This is a genomic window from Microbulbifer sp. (genome assembly GCF_036563125.1).
Classification (GTDB): domain Bacteria; phylum Pseudomonadota; class Gammaproteobacteria; order Pseudomonadales; family Cellvibrionaceae; genus Microbulbifer.
Genome location: NZ_DATCMV010000160.1, coordinates 1 through 19352, shown reverse-complemented (window position 1 = coordinate 19352; position 19352 = coordinate 1). Strand labels below are relative to the sequence as shown.

Below are 19352 nucleotides of genomic sequence, written 5' to 3'. Positions count from 1 at the left end.
GGGTGTTGTGGTGGCATCTACTTCGCCGAGAGAACAACAAATTGTCCAGCTTGAGCCTTGGGTGTCAATAGAAGAAGAGAGTTTTGCTCCATTATGGAGCGGGGTTTTGAGCACAGTTCAAACCGCCAGCCTGAATCCTGTAGAACAAACTGTTAACCCCGTCGCGAGTTATCCCCCGCAGCCCGTTACAATCGGGACTTACAAGTTGCGCGCAATGCGGTAGTGTTAGCCACTGCGGGCACAACACAGACAACAACACAAGGCAGTTCCTTCATGCGCAGCGTCATTGCAACCCTGGTCCTCGGCATAGGATTGGCGGCAACGGTTCAGGCAGACGGCATCTACAAATGGGTGGATGAAAACGGGGTAGTACATTTTGGCTCGCAACCGCCGAAGCGGGAGCAAGTGGAAGTCGTCAAGGCGCCCAAATCCGACCGCTTCAAGCAGTGGCAGCAGGAACAAAACGCACTCGTAGCCCAGCGCAAGCTGGCCACTGGCGCGGAAGCCGGCGATAAAGGGAATACGGAAAATAAACCCGAATCCGAGCCGCAAACAAAAGAAGAGAAATCGGCGAAGCAAGCGGATACCAGTGCCGCAGAGATGGCTGCCCGCGCACAGCGCTGTCGCAATGCCCAGGCCCGCCTGCAGGAACTCCAGGCCCGCCCAAGGGTGCGCGAAGTCGATGCAAATGGGAACTACCGGGTGCTCGCGGAGGAAGAACGCCAGCAGCGTATCCGGCAGACCAAAGACCTGCTGCAGAACGACTGTTAAGGCCGAAATTACTCCCTTGAAGGCGGGCCTCCAGCGCCCGCCGCCCCCTCGTTCACGGAATTCGCTTCCTGCATCTCCCCGGCGTAATCCCTCCCCAGCAACAGATACATTGCCGGCACCACAAACAGAGTAAATATGGTGCCGATGGTCATTCCCGAAGCCACCACAAGCCCCATGGCAAAACGCGCCCCGCCGCCGGGCCCGGCAGCAATAAGCAGCGGGACCATGGCGAGCACCAGCGATGCTGTGGTCATCAGGATGGGGCGCAGGCGAATACTGGACGCCTGCTCGATGGCCTCGCGCTTACTCCTGCCCTGCAACTGCAACTGGTTGGCAAATTCCACGATCAAAATGCCATGCTTGGAGATCACGCCAATCAGCGTGACCAGCCCCACCTGGGTATAGATATTCAGGGTGGTGAGTCCAAGGCTCACGAAAATCATCGCCCCACACACGCTCATGGGCACGGTAACCAGCATGATCAACGGGTCCCGCCAGGATTCGAACTGGGCCGCGAGTACCAGATAGATCACGATCAGCGCGAAGAAAAAAGTCACCAGTAGGTCAGAGCCCTCATTTTTGAACTGCCGCGACTGCCCGGAATAGTCTGTGGAATACTCGCGCGGCAGAATCTCCTTCGCTGCATTTTCAAGAATGCCCAGCGCTTCGCCTAGGGGTACACCGGGGCGCGGAACCCCGGCAATGGTGACCGCGTTTAATTGTTGAAAACGCTTCAACTGCTGCGGCTCCACGGTTTCCTCCAGCCGCACCAGCGTGGACAGGGGTACGAGAGTGCCGTCACCGGCGCGGATGTAATACTGGTTCAACTGATCGCCGGTAACGCGCTCCGCACGTATCACCTGTGGGATTATCTTGTAACTGCGGTTCTCCAGTGAAAAACGGTTGGTATACCCTCCCGACAGCATCCCTCCCAATTCCCGGGCCAGGTCGGCCATGGTGACGCCGATGGACGCCGCCTTGTCGCGGTCAATGACGACGGACAGCCGCGGCTTATCAAGTTTCAGATCCGCATCCAGAAAAATGAACCGTTTGCTGGCCAGCGCCCGGCCCATAATTTCATCGGCAAAACTCGCCAGGGTAGAGACGGGTTCGGTAGTGCCAATGACAAACTCCACCGGCAGCCGCCCCCCCGCTGTCGGCAGGCTGGGCGGTACAAAGGTAGCTATTTTCAATCCGGCGATCTGCGAAACCTCATCGTTGATCAGCGCCTGCATTTCCTGGGTATTCTTGTCGCGCTTGTTCCAGGACGACAGCACGAAGCCGGCAATAGCGCTGTTACTGCTGTTGCCCGCGCCCCCCACGCCATTCAACAAAAACAGGTTCTCCACCTCGGGGTGCCGGTCGCGTACACCGTTGATCTCCTCGGTGTACTGCTCCATGTAATCCAGTGTGGCAAAGGAATCGCCGCTGGCGATACCAAGCACAAAGCCGCGATCCTCCTTGGGCTCCAGCTCACTGGGCGAGGTAACAAACAAAAAATAGCAACTCACCAGCACAATCAGGCCAAATACCAGGATCACCAGCCGTTCATCCAGAGCCCGATGCAGCCACCGTCCGTAACCGGTTTCCAGCCGCTGCAACTGCCGCGACAGCCAGGCCTCAAGGCGGTTGTTGCGCTCCCCATCCTTCGCCCGCAACACCTTTGCCGCCATCATCGGCGACAGAGTCAGTGCCACCACACCGGAAAGCAGCACCGCACCCGCGAGTGAAAACGCGAACTCCACAAACAGGGTACCGGTGAGCCCACCAAGGAAACCAATAGGGAGATACACGGCAATCAGCGTCGTGGTCATGGCCACAATGGGCCAGGCCAGCTCGCGTGCGCCTTTCATGGCCGCGTCCTGTGGCGCCATGCCCTCCTCGATATGCCGGTGCACGTTTTCCAGCACGATAATCGCATCGTCAACGACAATGCCGATGGCGAGCACCATCGCCAGCAGGGTCAGCAGGTTGATGGAGAAACCCATCAACAACATCAGGAACAGCGCCCCCACCATGGACAGCGGCACCGCCACCGCCGGGATGATTACGCTGCGCAGGGATCCAAGAAACAGGTAGATGACAACAATGACGATCAGCACCGCCTCGACGATAGTTTTCACCACCTCGTTGATGGAATCCTGGATATATTCGGTGCTGTCGTAGGGAACTTCCCCCAGCATACCTTCCGGCAATTGCGGAAAAATTTCGCCGTTAAGTTTTTCGCGCACATCCGCGATCACATCCAACGCATTAGCATCCGGTGCAACCTCCACCGCGATGAAAGTTGCCGAACGCCCATTAAAGGTGACCGAGGTATCGTAAGATTCCGACCCCAGCTCAACTTCCGCCACATCCTCCAGACGCACCAACTGATCGCCGTCCGCGCGCACCACCAGCTTGCGGAATGCATCCTCGGAAGAGATATCCGTATCAGCGCGGATATCCATTTCTACCCGCGTACCCTTGGTACTACCTACCGCCGCCAGCACATTGTTCTGACGCAGGGCACTGGTGATGTCGCCAGCGGTCACCCCCTGTGCAGCCATCTCGGCCGGCTTCAACCAGACACGCATGGCGAAGGTACGATTGCCCAAAAGGCGCGCACGCTGCACACCGGCAATGGTGGACAGTTTGGGTTGTACGACGCGGGTGATGTAATCGGTGATCTGATTGTTGGTGAGAATCTCCGAGGAAAAGGACAGGTACATAGCGGCAATGGTTTGCCCCACCGCCAGGTCCACCGTAGAGTCCTCCGATTCCAGCGGCAGCTCGTTGCGCAGCTTGTTGACCTTGGCCACCACCTGGGTCAGCACTTCGTTGGGGTCGTAATCCAGACGCACATACGCCTGGATTACGGAAATCCCCTGAATGCTGGTGGAGACGATGTAGTCGAGGCCATCGGCACTGGCAATTTCCTGCTCCAGCGGTGTGGTGATAAACCCCTGCACCAGATCCGAATCCGCCCCCACATACACGGTGCTCACGGTGATCACCGCATTTTCCAGCTTCGGATACTGGCGAACGTTCAGTTCGGATATGGAGCGCAGCCCCAGCAGAAAAATAAACAGGCTGACCACACAGGCCAGTACGGGTTTGCGAATGAAGATATCGGTAAATTTCACCCGGCGTCCTTGCCTGCGCGGTTCATACGCTAACTATTGTCGGGTTTGGGGGCCAATTGGTCCGGTGGCGGGTTTTCATTGTTGATGATGACTCCGCCTTCGTTGCGCAATTTCAATAGACCAGTGGTCGCCACCTGTTCACCCGCCTGCACCCCTTCGGTTATCTCGATCAGGTCGCCGCGCTCCTCACCGGTTTTTACAAAGCGCTTGACCGCGACCCACTCTGGTTGCGGCTGCGCACCCTTACCACCTTGCTTCCCTCCCCGGCCTTTTTGCTCATCGATTTTCTGCGGCTTGTGGATCACAAATACCGCATTGCCATAAGGCGCAAAACTGATCGCCGTACGGGGCACTACCAGCACATTGCGAAATTTCTCCACCTTCACCGCGACATCGGCAAACATACCCGGTCGCAGCTTGCGTTCAGTATTCTCCAGGGTGGCCTGCAGCAGGAAAGTGCGATTGCGCGGGTCGATGGCAGGGTCTATTGCGGTGATGCGCCCCTGGAAAATCTGGCCGGGGATGGCGGCTGCGGTAAGTTCAACGCCCTGCCCTTCCCTAACGCGGGAAAAGTCCCGCTCAGACAGCGAGAAGTCGACAAAGATGGGCTGCAGCTGCTGCAGGGAAACCACCGCATCTCCCGGCGCCACATTCTGCCCGAGATCAATCTGGCGGATGCCCAACTGGCCGGAAAAGGGCGCGGTGATGGTGCGTTCATTGATGGTGGCGCGCTGCACACTGAGATTGGCAATTACCTGATCGAGAACGGCCTGGGACTGATCCAGCTCCCGCAGCGTGGCCACACCTTTTTTGTACAGTTCGGAAATACGTTTGTAGTCCCGCCTTGCCAGCCGGTGCTCGGCTTCCAGTACTTCAATCTGTGCAGTTTCGGGAGCGGCAGTAAGCTCAGCCAGGACCGCGCCCTTGTCGACGGACTGACCGGACTTAAAATAGATGGCTTTGACTTCACCCTGGGCCTGGGTGGTGACATTGACACCGTTGACCGCACGCAGACTGCCCACAGCACTGAGTCGGGTCTGCCAGCGCTGCTGTTCAACACGGGCAGTGGTGACGGTGGCAGGCGGCAGCGACATGTTGTCCATATACTGGTTCATCATGTAGCGGCCGAAAAACTTGAACGCAAAGATTCCGCCAAACACTACAAGGCAGCCCAGCAGCATCCACAACATGCGCCAGTTAAACAGCTGCCTTGCCAGTGTCATACATCAATTCCATTGAAACCCGCCCATCCGTGGGGTTCAGGTACCACTGATACGTTACTACCTGTTGAATACCGCTTTGTCTCCTTCCAGTGTGGCGTGGATGGTATCGCCGGGGGCAAATTTGCCGGACAGTACATCCTGGGCCAGCGGGTTTTCCAGCCACATCTGTATCGCGCGCTTCAGTGGGCGCGCGCCGTAGACGGGATCGAAACCCACATCCGCCAGTTTGTTCAACAGCTCCTCGGAAACATCCAGTTTCAGATCGCGATCCGCCAGGCGTTTGCGCAGGTTCTGCAGCTGGATTTCGGCAATGGAGCGCACTTCCGCACGATTCAGCGGGTGGAACACCACCACCTCATCGATACGGTTGATCAGTTCCGGGCGGAAATGCTCGCCCACCACATTCATTACCGCAGCTTTCATCTGGCGATAGTGGATTTCGCTGTCGATCTCATCGTCGTCGCGGGCACTGGCGTACTTCTGGATCAGATCCGATCCAAGGTTAGAAGTCATCACCACCACGGTGTTACGGAAATCGACCGTGCGACCCTGTCCGTCGGTGAGTCGACCGTCTTCCAGCACCTGCAGCAGGATGTTGAATACATCGGGATGTGCCTTTTCCACTTCATCCAGCAACAGCACGGAATAGGGTCTGCGCCGCACCGCTTCGGTGAGATAGCCGCCCTCCTCGTAACCGACATAGCCGGGAGGAGCACCTATTAAACGCGCTACAGAGTGCTTCTCCATAAACTCCGACATATCGATACGCACCATGGCGTCTTCGGTATCGAACAGGAAACCCGCCAGCGCCTTGCACAGTTCGGTTTTACCCACGCCGGTGGGGCCGAGGAACAGGAAGGATCCATTGGGGCGATTGGGATCGGAGAGTCCCGCACGGGAGCGGCGCACGGCATTGGAAACTGCCTCAACGGCCTCGTCCTGACCGATAACCCGATGGTGCAGTGCGTCTTCCATCTTGAGCAGTTTTTCACGCTCGCCTTCCAGCATTTTCGATACCGGGATTCCGGTCCAGCGGGAAACCACTTCCGCCACTTCCTCATCGGTAACACGGTTGCGCAGCAACTGGTTTTCACTGGTATCGGAGGTGTCCGAGGCTATCTTCAGCTGCTTTTCCAGCTGCGGTATCACGCCGTACTGGATTTCCGACATGCGGGTGAGATCGCCGGCGCGCCGTGCGGCATCCATATCCAGCTTGGCCTGTTCCAGCTTGTTCTTGATATCCGCACTGCCGGCGAGCTTGGCTTTTTCCGCCTTCCAGATTTCCTCCAGATCCGCGTATTCTTTTTCTATCTTGTCGATATCCTCTTCCAGCTTGTGCAGGCGTTTTTTCGCGGCCTCGTCGTCCTTGTCTTTCTTGACCGCTTCACGCTCGATCTTGAGCTGGATCAGACGACGCTCAAGCTTGTCCATTTCCTCCGGCTTGGAGTCTATTTCCATACGGATACGGCTCGCTGCCTCATCGATCAGGTCGATGGCCTTGTCCGGCAGCTGGCGGTCGGTGATGTAGCGCTGGGACAGTTTGGTGGCGGCAATAATTGCGGAGTCGGTAATGTCCACACCGTGGTGGACTTCATAGCGCTCCTTCAGGCCGCGCAGAATCGCGATGGTGTCCTCTTCGGTAGGTTCATCGACCAGCACCTTCTGGAAGCGCCGCTCCAGCGCCGCATCTTTTTCGATGTACTGGCGATACTCGTTGAGCGTGGTCGCGCCTACGCAGTGCAGCTCACCGCGGGCCAGCGCGGGCTTCAGCATATTGCCCGCATCCATCGCGCCCTCGGCCTTGCCAGCACCAACCATGGTGTGCAGCTCATCGATAAACAGGATGACGCGGCCCTCCTGCTTGGACAGCTCATTCAACACCGCCTTCAGGCGCTCCTCGAATTCGCCGCGGAATTTGGCACCGGCCAGCAATGCGCCGAGGTCCAGCGACAGCAGGCGCTTGTCCTTCAGCCCCTCCGGCACCTCGCCGTTGACGATTCGCTGGGCGAGGCCCTCGACGATGGCGGTCTTACCCACACCGGGTTCGCCGATCAACACCGGGTTGTTCTTGGTGCGGCGCTGCAACACCTGAATAGTGCGGCGGATTTCGTCGTCACGGCCGATCACCGGGTCGAGCTTGCCGGCCTCGGCGCGGGCGGTTAAATCCAGGGTGTATTTATCGAGCGCCTGACGCGCCTCTTCCGCCTGGGGATCGTTGACTTTTTCACTACCGCGCACTTTGGTAATGGCGTCCTGCAGGTGTTTGAGATCGCCGTGGGCGTTCAGGATTTTCGACACCTCACCAGCGGCGGGGTCGAAGGCGGCGAGCAATACCGTTTCGCTGGCGATATAACTGTCGCCATTTTTCTGGGCTTTTTTATCCGCCAGATTGAACAGGCGCATCAGTTCCTGCGACATGCCGACATCGCCGGTGGGCGTACTGACGGTGGGCAGATGGTCGAGGCGCTTGGCGAGGTCATTGCGCAGGCCGTTGATATTAAAACCGGCCTGGTTCAGAAACGCGGTGGTACTGCCGTTGGATTGATCCAACAGCGCTTGTAACAAATGTTCGGGATAAATCTGGTTGTGGTCGCGGCCAACGGCGATGGATTGTGCGTCGGCAATAGCGGCCTGCAGTGGGTTGGTCATCCGATCGATGCGCATTGTGCTTATACCCTCTCCTGATCATTGGCGCGCCGGACAAGAAAAGAGACGACGCGCGGTGACGCAATGACGAATACAGTCTAGTGCTGATCAGTAATTTGCGGGCTCTCGGCGGGTTTTCAAGCTCAACGCGCTTGATCGAAATCAACAGAATCGCAAGTTGGTCCGGTGGCGGAGAGGCAAAGATCTCACTTATGAACCAAGATCACCAAACTATTCGAACCAGATGAGTGACGCCATGCGCCCGGTATCCCTATCGCGACGATATGAGAAGAACTCAGAATCCTCGCTAACGGTACAGCGGTCACCACCAAAAACCTGAGTCACCCCCAGCTCGGCAAGCTCGGCGCGCCCAAGGGCATAGATATCCGCCAGGAAATGCAGCGGCTTTTTAGAATGGGGCACGAAACATTTGGCGATGGCCTCCGCATGGGTCTCACTCATGGACGACTCGAAGGCCGCCTCCAGCACATCCACCCCGCACTCGAATGCCTTTGGGCCGATGGCCGGGCCGAGCCACACCAGCAGATCTTCCGGGGCACTCGCCATGGCACGAATGGTCTCGCGGATCACGCCGCCGGTCAGCCCGCGCCAACCGGCGTGAATGGCCGCCACCTCGGCACCGTCCCGATTACACACCAGCAGCGGCAGACAGTCGGCCGTCATTACCGCACACACGACACCCGCCTCACTGGTGTAACTCGCATCCGCGGTGCGCACCATACCGTCGCTGTGGGCAACCACCGCCTTGTCGCTGTGAATCTGCTCCAGCCACTGGGGCTCGCTGGGCAGATTCAGCTCCTGCTTAAGCTGTGCACGGTTTGACGCTACCGCTTCCGGCGAGTCCCCCACGTGGTCCGCCAGGTTAAACGCCTCATAGCCGCCGCTACTGTGACCATCGCGGCGCAGTGTGACAAAGGCGTGCACCTTGGCCGGAGCGGGCCAGTCGGGCTTGAGGTAGTGATCGGCAGCCATGGGATGTCCTGTGTAAAAAGCGGTATATGTAAACGTTATAGCGGGTGAGCCGCGTTGTCCGCGCGCAGCAGCGCGAGCAAATGCAGCATGTCTTCCGGCATCGGCCTCACCCAGTGCATGGGCTCACCGGTTTCCGGGTGAAACAGCGCGAGTTCCGCCGCGTGCAGGGCCTGGCGGGGGAATTGCTGCAGGGCACGGACAAGTTCCGGGTCGGCACCGGTTGGCAGTTTGCCGCGCGTGCAATAGAGAGTGTCCCCCACCAGCGGATGGCGGATATGCGCCATATGCACGCGGATCTGGTGGGTGCGGCCGGTTTCCAGCTGGCAGCGCACCAAGGTATGTGCGCGGAACCGTTCCTGCAGCCGATAGTGAGTGATCGCTTCCTTACCGCCCTGATTGAGTACCGCCATCTTCAGACGGTTGGTGCGATGCCGTCCCATCGGCGCATTTACCTTGCCGCCGCCACTCAGATTGCCCTGCACAATCGCGTCGTAGAGGCGGGTAACCGTGCGCTCCTTGAGCTGGTCCACCAGGTCGGCCTGGGCCTGCAGGGTCTTGGCCACCACCATCAGGCCGCTGGTGTCCTTGTCCAGGCGATGCACGATGCCGGCGCGGGGAATGTTCTGCTGCCCCGGGCAGTGGGCCAGCAGGCCGTTCAGCAGGGTACCGTCCGGGTTGCCAGCGGCGGGGTGAACCACCAGTCCGGCAGGCTTGTTGATGACCAGGATCGCGTCGTCTTCATACACGATATCCAGCGCCATATCCTGAGCCAGCCACTCGCCCTGGGGCTCGAGTTCGGCCCGTAAGCTCAGCCGTTCACCGCCAAATAGCTTGTCCTTGGGCTTGGCGGTGCGGCCATCCACGGTGAGTTGACCGCCTTTTATCCACGCCTGCAGTCGCGCCCGCGAATAGTCGGGGATCAAATCCGCTGCGGCCTGGTCAAACCTGTGCCCGGCGTACTCCGCGGGGACTTCGATATCGAGTTGTATTTGATTGCTCATCTGAGAGGGTCTAATACTTTGGGCTGGCGGGGCGCTGTGGTTAAATAGCTGCCCTTCAGTCCCCGGTGATTTTTGGGCGGCTAGTTTAATAAGGTTGAGACAAATAATGATAGAGCGAGGGGCAATGCAGTCGTGGAATAAGCAGGCCTGGAAAACGCTGTTACTGGCAATGTTGGCGGTTTTCGTGGCCTCGTGCGCCAGCACGGACGAAGAGGAAGAGGGCCTGCCCTCCGGCAATCGCACCGAACAGGCCTTCTACGAAGCGGCACAGCGGCAGCTCAGATCCAGCCAGTGGGAAATGGCCATCAAGAACCTGCGGGCGCTGGAGGATAACTTCCCCTTCGGCAACTATGCCGAACAGGCCCAGCTGGAGCTGATCTACGCCTACTACCGCGACTATCAGAATGACGCCGCCATCTCCGCAGCGGACCGTTTTATCCGCCTGCACCCCCAGCACCGCAATGTGGACTACGCCTATTACATGAAGGGACTGGCCTCGTTCACCGAGGGCAGCGGCCTGTTCGAGCGTTTCCTACCCACAGACATGACCCGTCGCGATCCGGGCTCCGCCCGCGAATCCTTCGCCTACTTCGCCCAGCTGATGGCGCGCTATCCCGACAGCCGCTATGCCCCGGATGCGCAGAAGCGCATGATCCACCTGCGCAACCTGCTGGCACGCTATGAAATCAACGTGGCCAACTACTACTTCAAGCGCGGCGCCTATCTGGCCTCAGCCAACCGCGGCCGCTTTGTGGTGGAGAACTTCCAGCAGACCCCGGCGGTGCCGGACGCGCTGGCGGTCATGGTGCAGTCTTACCACCTGCTGGAAATGTCGCAGTTGGAGAACACCTCTCTCGAAGTACTGCGCACCAACTACCCTGACCACCCCGCCTTCGAAAAGGACGGCAGCTTCAACTACAAATACTACGCCGGTGCCAAGGGCCGCAGTCTGATCCACCGCATGACCCTCGGCCTGTTCGAGAAGTCCGACCCGCGCGGCTTTGACAGCCGCGAGATCTACAACGCCGAATACCGGGTGGAAAGCGCACCGCTGCCGCCAGAGCTGTAAGCTTCGGCGATAGGCAAACAAAAAGGCCCCGCTGCTTCCACAGCGGGGCCTTTTTGTTTTGGGCAATCTAGTTGTCGAAACAAGCTGCCGGGGTTACTCCCCGGCCTTCCAGCCATTGGTGATCGGGTAACGGCGGTCACGGCCGAAGCCGCGCTCGGAAATCCGCACCCCCACGGCCGCCTGCCTGCGCTTGTATTCATTGCGGTCCACCAACCGCACCACCCGCATCACGGTCTCACTGTCGAATCCCTGCGCGATGATATCTGCGGCACTGTGGTCGAGATCGATATATTGGCGCAAGATTTCATCGAGAATCTCGTAGGGCGGCAGGCTGTCGGAGTCCACCTGATCCGGCGCCAGTTCCGCACTGGGTTCGCGGGTGATGACGGTTTCCGGAATCACATCGGACACCGTGTTGCGGTAGCGGGACAGTTCATACACCAGCACCTTGGGCACATCCTTCAGGGCGTTGTAGCCGCCCACCATATCCCCGTAAAGCGTCGCGTAACCCACAGACATCTCGCTCTTGTTGCCAGTGGTCAGCACCATAAAGCCCTTCTTGTTGGAGATGGCCATCAGCAACATACCGCGGGAGCGGGCCTGCAGGTTCTCCTCGGTGGTGTCGCGCTCGCTGCCGGCAAACTCACTTGCCAGCGCCGTCATCGCCGCGTCGAAAATGCCCTCGATACTGATGACGCGGTAGTGGATCCCCATGCGCCTGGCCTGATCCGCGGCGTCATTCTTCGACAAATCCGACGTGTAGCGGAACGGCATCATCACCGCCTCCACCCGATCCGGACCCAGCGCATCAACCGCAATGGCGAGGGTAAGTGCCGAGTCGATACCACCGGACAGCCCGAGCACCACGCCCTTGAAGCCATTCTTGTTCACATAGTCGCGTACACCCAGCACCAGCGCCTGATACACGGAGGCGAGCTCTTCCAGCGGCGCTGCGTCGTTGCCCTCTACAAGGGACACGTCGTCGTCATCGACCTGCACGGTGACCGGTAACAGGCTCTCGACGAACTCCGGCGCGCGCGCACACAGGTCACCATTCTTGTCCACTGCGAAGGAACCGCCGTCGAAAACCAGTTCATCCTGCCCCCCAACGGTGTTGACGTAGACGATCGGCATTTTGCCCGCCTGGGCCTGGCGCCCCAGCAGCGCCAGTCGCTCCTCCGCCTTGCCGCGGTGAAAGGGGGACGCGTTGATATTAAGCATCAACTTGGCTCCGGCGCGCTCTGCCTGCACCACTGGCTCCGGGTGCCAGATGTCTTCACAGATAGTAATCGCCGTGGGAATACCCTTTATATCCACCACGCACGGTTGATCACCAGGCACGAAGTAGCGCAGTTCATCGAATACCTGGTAATTCGGCAGTTTCTGCTTGGCGTATTCCGCCACCAGCTCGCCATCCCGGATCAGCCCGGCCATGTTGAGTACGCGGCCCGCCACCACCCGCGGATAGCCGATCAGCACCGCGCAGGGCAGCGCAGCCTGCTTGAGTTTTTCCAGCGCGGCGTCGATGCGCTTTTGCATACTGGGGCGCAGCAGCAGGTCTTCCGGTGGATAACCACACAGAGTCAGCTCCGGAAACAGCACCAGATCGGCCTCGTGCTCGCGGTGGGCTCTGCGGGCGACTTCGACCACCTGGTCGGTATTGCCGGGGATATCCCCCACCAGCAGATTGATTTGCGCCAGCACTAGCTGCAAAGTAGACATCGTTTTACCCCGTTGGACTGAGGCGGCTATTGTAGCCACGCCACCCGGGGGCACAACATCTGCCCGAAATCAGTCCGACTCACCTGCAAATGAGAATAAAAAGTGAGCAGCTCCCCTCTGGCTACTGAAGTGCCGCAAAAAGTGCCACACGCTGCTGAAGCTCGCGGCGGTGCCACCGCCAAGCCGTATTCCACCTTCGGCAGTCCACGGCTGCGGCAGCGCGACCTACTGAAAATCTATGCCTGGTACCGGGTCGCCATTGCCCTGGTGCTGCTCGGACTGTTTGCCTCGGGCATCAGTCGCGGTGCGGTCGGCACCCTGCACCCCGCGCTCTACCTGAATACCGCCATTACCTATGCGGTACTCAACGTCGCCTGGTTGCTGTTTCTCTATCCGGGCGGCTTCAAAACCACACCTTTGCGTATCGGCAGTATTCTCGGCAGCGATATCCTCGCATTTCTGTTACTGATTCAAGCCAGCGGCGGGCTCAATTCCGGGGTCGGTTATCTGATGCTCACCAGCTGTGCCGTAGGTTCGCTGTTGCTGGACCGGCGCATGGGCGCCTTCCTCGCCGCCGTCGCCAGCATTGCTGTTATCGCTCAGCAGCTGTTCGGCATTCTGGTCGGCCACGCGGAAACCCAGGATATTGTCTCCGCAGGGAGCCTCGGCATTCTGCTGTTTACTTGTGTGACCGCCCTGCAGTACCTATCCACACATATCCGCCTCGCCAATCAAAAAGCCGAACAGGAACGGCGGCAGGCGCAACACCTGCAGAGACTGACCCAACAGATTGTGGCGCAGATGCGCACCGGTGTACTGGTGTTGGATGGCGATAATCGGCCGGAACTGGTCAACCGCGCGGCGCAGCAACTGCTGGGAATGAAGTGGGGAACAACCGGAGAATTGAGCACGGAAGTGCAAAAGGCTCTGGATGCACTGAAATCAAACCCCCATAGAAACAGCGATATCATTCAGGGGGGCGGGCGAAGCGAATTGCGCGCAAGCCTCACTACTCTGGCACACGGCAATCACTCCAGCTCGCTGGTATTTCTTGAAGACAACCGCAAGCTGGTGCAACAGGCCCAGCAGCTCAAGCTCGCCTCACTAGGGCGCCTCACCGGCTCCATCGCCCACGAAGTTCGCAACCCGCTCTCCGCCATCAGCCATGCTGCGGAACTCTTGGCGGAGTCCACCACTATTTCCAGCGAAGACCGACAGCTGACTGAAATCATCTGCCGCCACAGCCAGCGCGTAAACCAGATTATCGAAAACGTCATGCAGCTCTCGCGCCGCCGCGCAACGCAACCGCAAAAATTGGATCTGTGCCAGTGGGCCAAAGAATTCCTGCGGGATTACCACGCCGGCTCCACACCAGAGACAGAAATTATCCTCACCCTGCCACCCGCTTCGGTCTATGCGCGCTTTGATCCTGACCAGATGGCACAAGTGGTGACCAATCTCTGTAACAACGCTGTGCGACACTCAAGAATCGCCAGCGGGCGAGCCAGCGCAGAGCTGATGATCAGCTACAACCGCGAACGCGAATGCGCCGAACTTGATCTACTCGACCAGGGAACCGGCGTCCCAGAAGAGCACAAAGAACAGATTTTCGAGCCATTTTTCACTACCGAAACTTCAGGCGCAGGCCTCGGATTGTATATCGCCAGAGAGCTGTGCGAATCCAATCGTGCCAATCTTTATTACTGCCGTAGTCAAGACAGCCGCAGCTGCTTCAGAGTAGAATTCGCCAACGCCCAACAGATTTTTTGACAGCTATTACACCAACAAGCTCGACAACAATAAACTCGATCGCTATGGCCGACCGACAACCCATTGCCCTGGTGGTAGATGACGAGCCCGACATCTGCAACCTGATATCAATGACTCTGAATCGCATGGATGTGCGCTCAGATATCGCGATGTCTGTTGCCGAAGCTCGCCGTCGCCTCGCGGAAAAACACTACGACTTCTGCCTCACTGATATGCGCTTGCCTGACGGGGACGGCCTGCAAATCGTGGAAACCATTCAGGAACTACCCGCGGATCGAGCACTCCCGGTCGCCGTCATCACTGCCCACGGCAATATGGATACGGCCATTGCTGCGCTAAAGCTCGGCGCTTTCGATTTTGTCAGCAAGCCCGTCAATCTGGAGCGCCTGCGCAACCTGGTGCAACTGGCACTGCGTCTCAATGAAGGTCGCTTTGTTGCACGCCAGGAATTTCCAGCGCTGTTTCAAGGCCAGTCCGACGCTATCCAAACACTCCGGGCACAGATTGAAAAAATCGCACGCAGCGATGCACCGGTCCATATCACCGGCGAGGCAGGCTCGGGCAAGGAGCTGGCCGCGAGGTGCATCCACGATCAGGGCCCCCGCTGCCATCGCGCGTTCGTCCCGGTGCACTGTGCAAACATCCCGTCGGAACAGCTTGAGCCTGAGCTATTTGGACACCCGGTACAATCCGAGTTTGCGTCAGGGCTGCTGCAGGCCGCAAATGGCGGCACCCTCTACTTAGAGGATGTGACAGAGTTGCCGCAGGATATTCAGGTCAGACTGTTGCGAGCCATTCAGGAAAAAGCCTTTCGCTCTGCCGCTACCGGTGAAAATATAAAGCTGGACATTCGGATAATGACCGGCTCCCGCAAACAACTCACTGACGAAGTCCGCGCAGGCCGCTTTCGCAGCGACCTGTATTACCTGATCAATGTCATAGAACTCGCCATACCACCTCTGCGCCAGAGACGCGAGGATATCCCGCTGCTCACACGCAATGTGTTGCGACGCATAAGCGCGGCTTCCAGAGGGGCCGCAGCAAAGGCATCACAGGAAGCCGTCCTCGCACTACAGGCCTATTCTTTTCCAGGTAATCTCAGGGAGCTCGAAAACATTCTCGAACGCGCCGTTACCCTCGGGGAGAGCAGCACGCTCTATGCGCGGGATCTTATCCTGCCAGTGGCATCACCGATTCCAAGCATCCCTGGCAGCGGACACTATGATCTTTCCTCATTAATCACCGCTACCACGCCCCCAGGTATCTCCCGCGCGGCTTACCCGGAACAGTTTTCATCTTCAGACTTTGAAACACTGGATGACTTCCTGCAATCCATCGAACGGGAAGCGATTGAAAGTGCCCTCGACGAAACTGGCTGGAACAAGACCGCAGCGGCAGAGAAGCTTGGAATCAGCTTCCGATCCCTGCGCTACCGCTTGAAAAAGCTGGGACTGGAAAGCGAATAACCCGGCAACTGCCGGGTTATTCGCTTATCTGTTCCGCACCAAATTCCGTATCACCAGCAGTCAGCACCCAGCGATCCAGTTGCGTTGCGAATGCCTGTGTTCGTCAGCGTCAGACTCGCACACTTGCTGTCCGAAGCCTGAGATTTGCCAGTAACCGGCGCCGCCGTGAGCGTATAGGTAGTCGCGTCCAACACCGCAGAAATCGTGTACAGACTTTCCCCGGAATTCAGCGTGGCCCCGTCTTTCAGTGACTCAGCAACCGCACAATTCGCATTGTTGTAAGCATTGTAAGTGGTGAAGCAGCGCTGCAGACGATGTGCCACATCATTCAGTGAGGCCTTGGCATCCGCCCTGTTGCTCTTGCGCACGGATTCCATATAAGACGGATAGGCGATACCCGCGATAATGCCGATGATCGCCACCACGATCATCAGCTCGATTAATGTAAACCCATTCTGCTTTTTCATTCTTTGCATCTCTATATTTATCAATTAGCGCAGCTGTCGCCAGGACATCCGACCAACGGCATCCATAGGAAATCTACCTTCTGTCACATCCAGTTCACCCTTGATGTTACTGGTGGGAAGGTACGCTTTCTCACCACTGCGAATCACTTCGGAATAACTGATTACGGCGTAATCCACCTCGATACCATCTTCCCCAAAAATGGAGTGCCCATCGTAACGGTCACCAACAGCAACCAATTCCATCATCCAGCCACTGCCACCGAACGAACAGGGATCTGAGGAGGTAATCAGTGTCGGGAACAACAGGCGATCATAGATCAACAGCGGCTTGCTGGTGATCCGCTCACCAGTGACCAATCCGCCAAATGAAAGGTCCAGATACCAACCTTTTTTGGTGGTCCACCAGCTGGTGTCCGCATTGTTACTTACATCCCGCAGACCATTGGCTTGGGTGGAAATGGTTTTCTGGAACAGCTGATCGCGACCGGTCACTGGCGCGCCCTGGTCAGCGATGGCATAAACGCTATTGATCACACTACCGGCGTTATTATCACTGTTGGTGAGGTAACTGCCGGTACCGAAGTACACCATAACGGCGTTATCCATCTTGGCATTCAGCCCCAGCGTTGGTGTGGAGGTGATTTTCTGGATATTGTCGCTCGGGTCCAACGCAGTAAACAAAGGCGCGTCAACCGCATTACCACCATTGCCATTCTGATAAGCAATACCCCACTTGGACGTTTGGGCATCATCAAGGTCAAACTTCCACATGTTGCCAAGCAGATCGCCGGCATACGCACTCACAACCTCGCCATCACCATTAGCCAGCAATGCTGGTCCGGCGAGGCCGTTGGCACCGGCAGTTCCGGCGACAATAACCTTGGTGTTGGCCGCCGGGACATTGAGATCGACCGCAAAGAGAGCCGCATTACCAGCGGTGGAGTTATAACCATTACCCAGGAAAATCTTCCAACCATTCTTGGTAGGTGCGACAACCGGTTCGCTGGTGATATTGCCCAGGCCGCTGAATGTAGTTGTATAAAGGTCTGGGTCTGTCAGATCCATCAGGACCTTACTCTCATTAAACAAATCCGGACTGGTAATATCCAGCACAAAGAAGCCTTTGCCTCCCGCTCCTAGCGTCCCTACCAAGATATTTTTCCAACTCCCGTTGATGTACGCATCTCCCACGAACAGCTTGCCGTCTACGCTATAGCTATGGGGATTGCTACCGGTACCATAATCCGGCGAACTCAGCTTCCGGAGCTTTTCGTAGATACCGGCCGGCACATAGGAGAAAAGTTCAGCACCGCTGGTCGCATCGAATGCATGCAGCATACCGTCGTTCGCACCCACATAGAGTACTTCCCTGCGGTTTTTCTTATAGGTCTCGTAGTATGTATCGTAGGTCAAACCTCCAAGGGAATCAGACAGCAACTGGAAGTTGTATTTCTTACGCCCGGCAAATACTGGGCTGGAGTTAACGATATCACCGAGCAAGTTATCCCGATCTCTCAATCCCGGAACACTCTGCCCCTTCACCCAAAGCAAGCGAGCAGCGCCCTCAACAGCCGTGTCGTCGCCAATAAGATCCGCTTTCTGGGCATCACTGATTCCACCATCCAGGGCTGTGGCACCCCACTTAAATTCCACCCCAGTGGTACCGTTGTGAGAGTAAACCTTTCTTGTCGCGACACTGTTGAACTTTGAGTTATCCGATTGCCATTTAACAGTACCTACGGTTCCGTCACTTTTCAGGTTCAGCGCCTTGATTTCACCGCTCCAGTCGGTGCTGTTAAACAGCGCCTGATAAATCACCGTCTCAGTACCGAGGCGGGTGGAGTTAGTGGCAACAGATGACGCAGATCCGGCGCTCGCTGCAACCTGCTCCAGTGCCTTACCCAGGCTTTCTTCCAACTCCGCCGGGTCAATGGCATAGAAATAAGTTTTGGGTGCTGCAGCAGCTATCTCCGCTTCGGTTGGCAAATTGCCGTTTTCGTCGTCGCTGAATCCACCCCATTTGGCGGCATAGTAAAGCGGTTGCTCAAGTGTGTTAGCACTAGAGGAACCCACAACAAACTTCTTCGATGTCGCGCCGTCGCCCACCTGACAGTTGTCACAGTCCCCGTCGGTGAAGCCCTCAATGCCAGAGTGAACATGGAACCCGTCGTTCGTTGTGCCCGCAATCACATAGCCGAACCCCATATCGTCGACAGTAGATTCCGCAATCACATCTGTGGTAACCGTCAGTTCACTGCCGCTAACCGAGTAATTGATTACCCCCCACATATCCTGGTCGAAGTCACCACCCTGCTCACTGTCCTCCCAGTTCACATACAGTTTGCCGGAAGTGCCATCCGCGGACTGCGTTACCACCTTGAAGTCCACAATGGCACAGTTACCACCCACGTCCTTATTACGGCAAGCAGGCAAAAGGGTCACTTTGCTATCAGTAGAAACAGGAATTGTTACCTTGGGTACAGCCGGCGCCAGCGCAACACCATAGGTAGTGACGTTACCGACATTAAAATCGGTCCGGATTTTTGAGGTGCGCGCATAATAAGCCAAACCCGCGATATCGTAGGTTCCGCCAAGGCGTGGGGCATCGGGGCATGTACCGGCAACATCTGACAAATTCGCGACGGTTTTAGGCGTACACAACTGGTTAGTATTAGAGCCGTTATCCCCCACAAAGAAGTTCTTGCCGTGAATACCTTCCGCAGCACCCACCTTGTTGGTCCAGGTATCGACACTTCCAATTGCGTTCAGATCGGACGCGCCGGAAAAATCGTTATCATACGAGCTGCTCGACGCATTGAACTGGATAACATTCAGCGCCGCACAATAGTTGTTGCTACTGATCGGACTAGTCCACGTAGGGGAGCTCAAGCCGGAGATATAACTCGAATCGTCTGAATCAAAGGTTGCCGACTTGGCCTTCCCTGCCAGATAGCGCAATGATTCAAGATAAATTTCCGATTGCGGATTGCCCCAGTTGGAACATTCCCCATCCCTAAAGAAATTCTCTCCCCAGGGACATCTATCTGCATATGTATGATTGTAAACACCATCATCGCCTGGGCCGCTATACTGATAGCC

At 57.4% G+C, this 19352-nt stretch carries 13 protein-coding genes; 5 read left to right on the top strand and 8 right to left on the bottom strand.

The annotated features are described in order from the left end of the window. Both VIL80_RS13620 and VIL80_RS13615 read left to right on the top strand, forming a co-directional pair. The coding region (locus VIL80_RS13620) for a hypothetical protein (protein ID WP_332036642.1) at positions 1-223 on the top strand (223 nt) is incomplete at its 5' end. A 50-nt stretch (positions 224-273) separates the two neighbouring features. Further along, positions 274-771, top strand: coding sequence for a DUF4124 domain-containing protein (locus VIL80_RS13615; RefSeq protein ID WP_332036641.1), 498 nt, complete (start codon positions 274-276; stop codon positions 769-771). Positions 772-779: 8 nt separating this feature from the next. Here VIL80_RS13615 and VIL80_RS13610 read toward each other — a convergent pair whose 3' ends face one another. From VIL80_RS13610 to rluD, 5 genes are all read right to left on the bottom strand, one after another. Beyond that, entirely contained in the window at positions 780-3896 is a 3117-nt protein-coding gene (locus VIL80_RS13610; RefSeq protein ID WP_332036640.1) for an efflux RND transporter permease subunit, read from the bottom strand. A 29-nt stretch (positions 3897-3925) separates the two neighbouring features. Continuing rightward, a complete protein-coding gene (locus tag VIL80_RS13605) occupies positions 3926-5119 on the bottom strand; it encodes an efflux RND transporter periplasmic adaptor subunit (protein ID WP_332036639.1) in 1194 nt (397 codons plus the stop codon). A gap of 57 nt (positions 5120-5176) precedes the next feature. Then, positions 5177-7783 (bottom strand): ATP-dependent chaperone ClpB, encoded by a 2607-nt coding sequence (clpB, locus tag VIL80_RS13600; RefSeq protein ID WP_332036638.1) that lies wholly within the window; start codon positions 7781-7783, stop codon positions 5177-5179. A gap of 213 nt (positions 7784-7996) precedes the next feature. Further along, entirely contained in the window at positions 7997-8758 is a 762-nt protein-coding gene (gene pgeF / locus VIL80_RS13595; RefSeq protein WP_332036637.1) for a peptidoglycan editing factor PgeF, read from the bottom strand. A 35-nt stretch (positions 8759-8793) separates the two neighbouring features. Next, a complete protein-coding gene (gene rluD, locus VIL80_RS13590; RefSeq protein WP_332036636.1) occupies positions 8794-9759 on the bottom strand; it encodes a 23S rRNA pseudouridine(1911/1915/1917) synthase RluD in 966 nt (321 codons plus the stop codon). A gap of 124 nt (positions 9760-9883) precedes the next feature. On the opposite strand from rluD, the gene bamD reads away from it, so the two are divergent. Further along, positions 9884-10828, top strand: coding sequence for an outer membrane protein assembly factor BamD (gene bamD / locus VIL80_RS13585; protein ID WP_332036635.1), 945 nt, complete (start codon positions 9884-9886; stop codon positions 10826-10828). A gap of 93 nt (positions 10829-10921) precedes the next feature. Here bamD and VIL80_RS13580 read toward each other — a convergent pair whose 3' ends face one another. Continuing rightward, positions 10922-12550, bottom strand: a complete 1629-nt coding sequence (locus VIL80_RS13580; protein ID WP_332036634.1) for an NAD+ synthase — start codon at positions 12548-12550, stop codon at positions 10922-10924. Between the two features lie 102 nt (positions 12551-12652). On the opposite strand from VIL80_RS13580, the gene VIL80_RS13575 reads away from it, so the two are divergent. Continuing rightward, positions 12653-14320: a sensor histidine kinase gene (locus tag VIL80_RS13575; RefSeq protein WP_332036633.1), complete on the top strand. Its 1668-nt coding sequence runs from the start codon at positions 12653-12655 to the stop codon at positions 14318-14320. Positions 14321-14364: 44 nt separating this feature from the next. Beyond that, complete coding sequence (locus VIL80_RS13570) at positions 14365-15786, top strand: sigma-54-dependent transcriptional regulator (RefSeq protein WP_332036632.1); 1422 nt, start codon at positions 14365-14367, stop codon at positions 15784-15786. Between the two features lie 50 nt (positions 15787-15836). Here the strand turns inward: VIL80_RS13570 and VIL80_RS13565 are convergent, their stop codons facing one another. Both VIL80_RS13565 and VIL80_RS13560 read right to left on the bottom strand, forming a co-directional pair. Continuing rightward, on the bottom strand, positions 15837-16253 hold the full coding sequence (locus VIL80_RS13565) for a type IV pilin protein (protein WP_332036631.1): 417 nt from the start codon (positions 16251-16253) through the stop codon (positions 15837-15839). A gap of 24 nt (positions 16254-16277) precedes the next feature. Beyond that, the coding region (locus VIL80_RS13560) for a PilC/PilY family type IV pilus protein (protein WP_527250117.1) at positions 16278-19352 on the bottom strand (3075 nt) is incomplete at its 5' end.

What these genes read in the sequence shown, in the direction of transcription:
- VIL80_RS13615 (WP_332036641.1), top strand. Translation starts at nt 274, where the DNA reads ATGCGCAGCGTCATTGCAACCCTGGTCCTCGGCATAGGATTGGCGGCA.
- VIL80_RS13605 (WP_332036639.1), bottom strand. Translation starts at nt 5,119, where the DNA reads ATGACACTGGCAAGGCAGCTGTTTAACTGGCGCATGTTGTGGATGCTG.
- clpB (WP_332036638.1), bottom strand. Translation starts at nt 7,783, where the DNA reads ATGCGCATCGATCGGATGACCAACCCACTGCAGGCCGCTATTGCCGAC.
- pgeF (WP_332036637.1), bottom strand. Translation starts at nt 8,758, where the DNA reads ATGGCTGCCGATCACTACCTCAAGCCCGACTGGCCCGCTCCGGCCAAG.
- rluD (WP_332036636.1), bottom strand. Translation starts at nt 9,759, where the DNA reads ATGAGCAATCAAATACAACTCGATATCGAAGTCCCCGCGGAGTACGCC.
- bamD (WP_332036635.1), top strand. Translation starts at nt 9,884, where the DNA reads ATGCAGTCGTGGAATAAGCAGGCCTGGAAAACGCTGTTACTGGCAATG.
- VIL80_RS13580 (WP_332036634.1), bottom strand. Translation starts at nt 12,550, where the DNA reads ATGTCTACTTTGCAGCTAGTGCTGGCGCAAATCAATCTGCTGGTGGGG.
- VIL80_RS13570 (WP_332036632.1), top strand. Translation starts at nt 14,365, where the DNA reads ATGGCCGACCGACAACCCATTGCCCTGGTGGTAGATGACGAGCCCGAC.
- VIL80_RS13565 (WP_332036631.1), bottom strand. Translation starts at nt 16,253, where the DNA reads ATGAAAAAGCAGAATGGGTTTACATTAATCGAGCTGATGATCGTGGTG.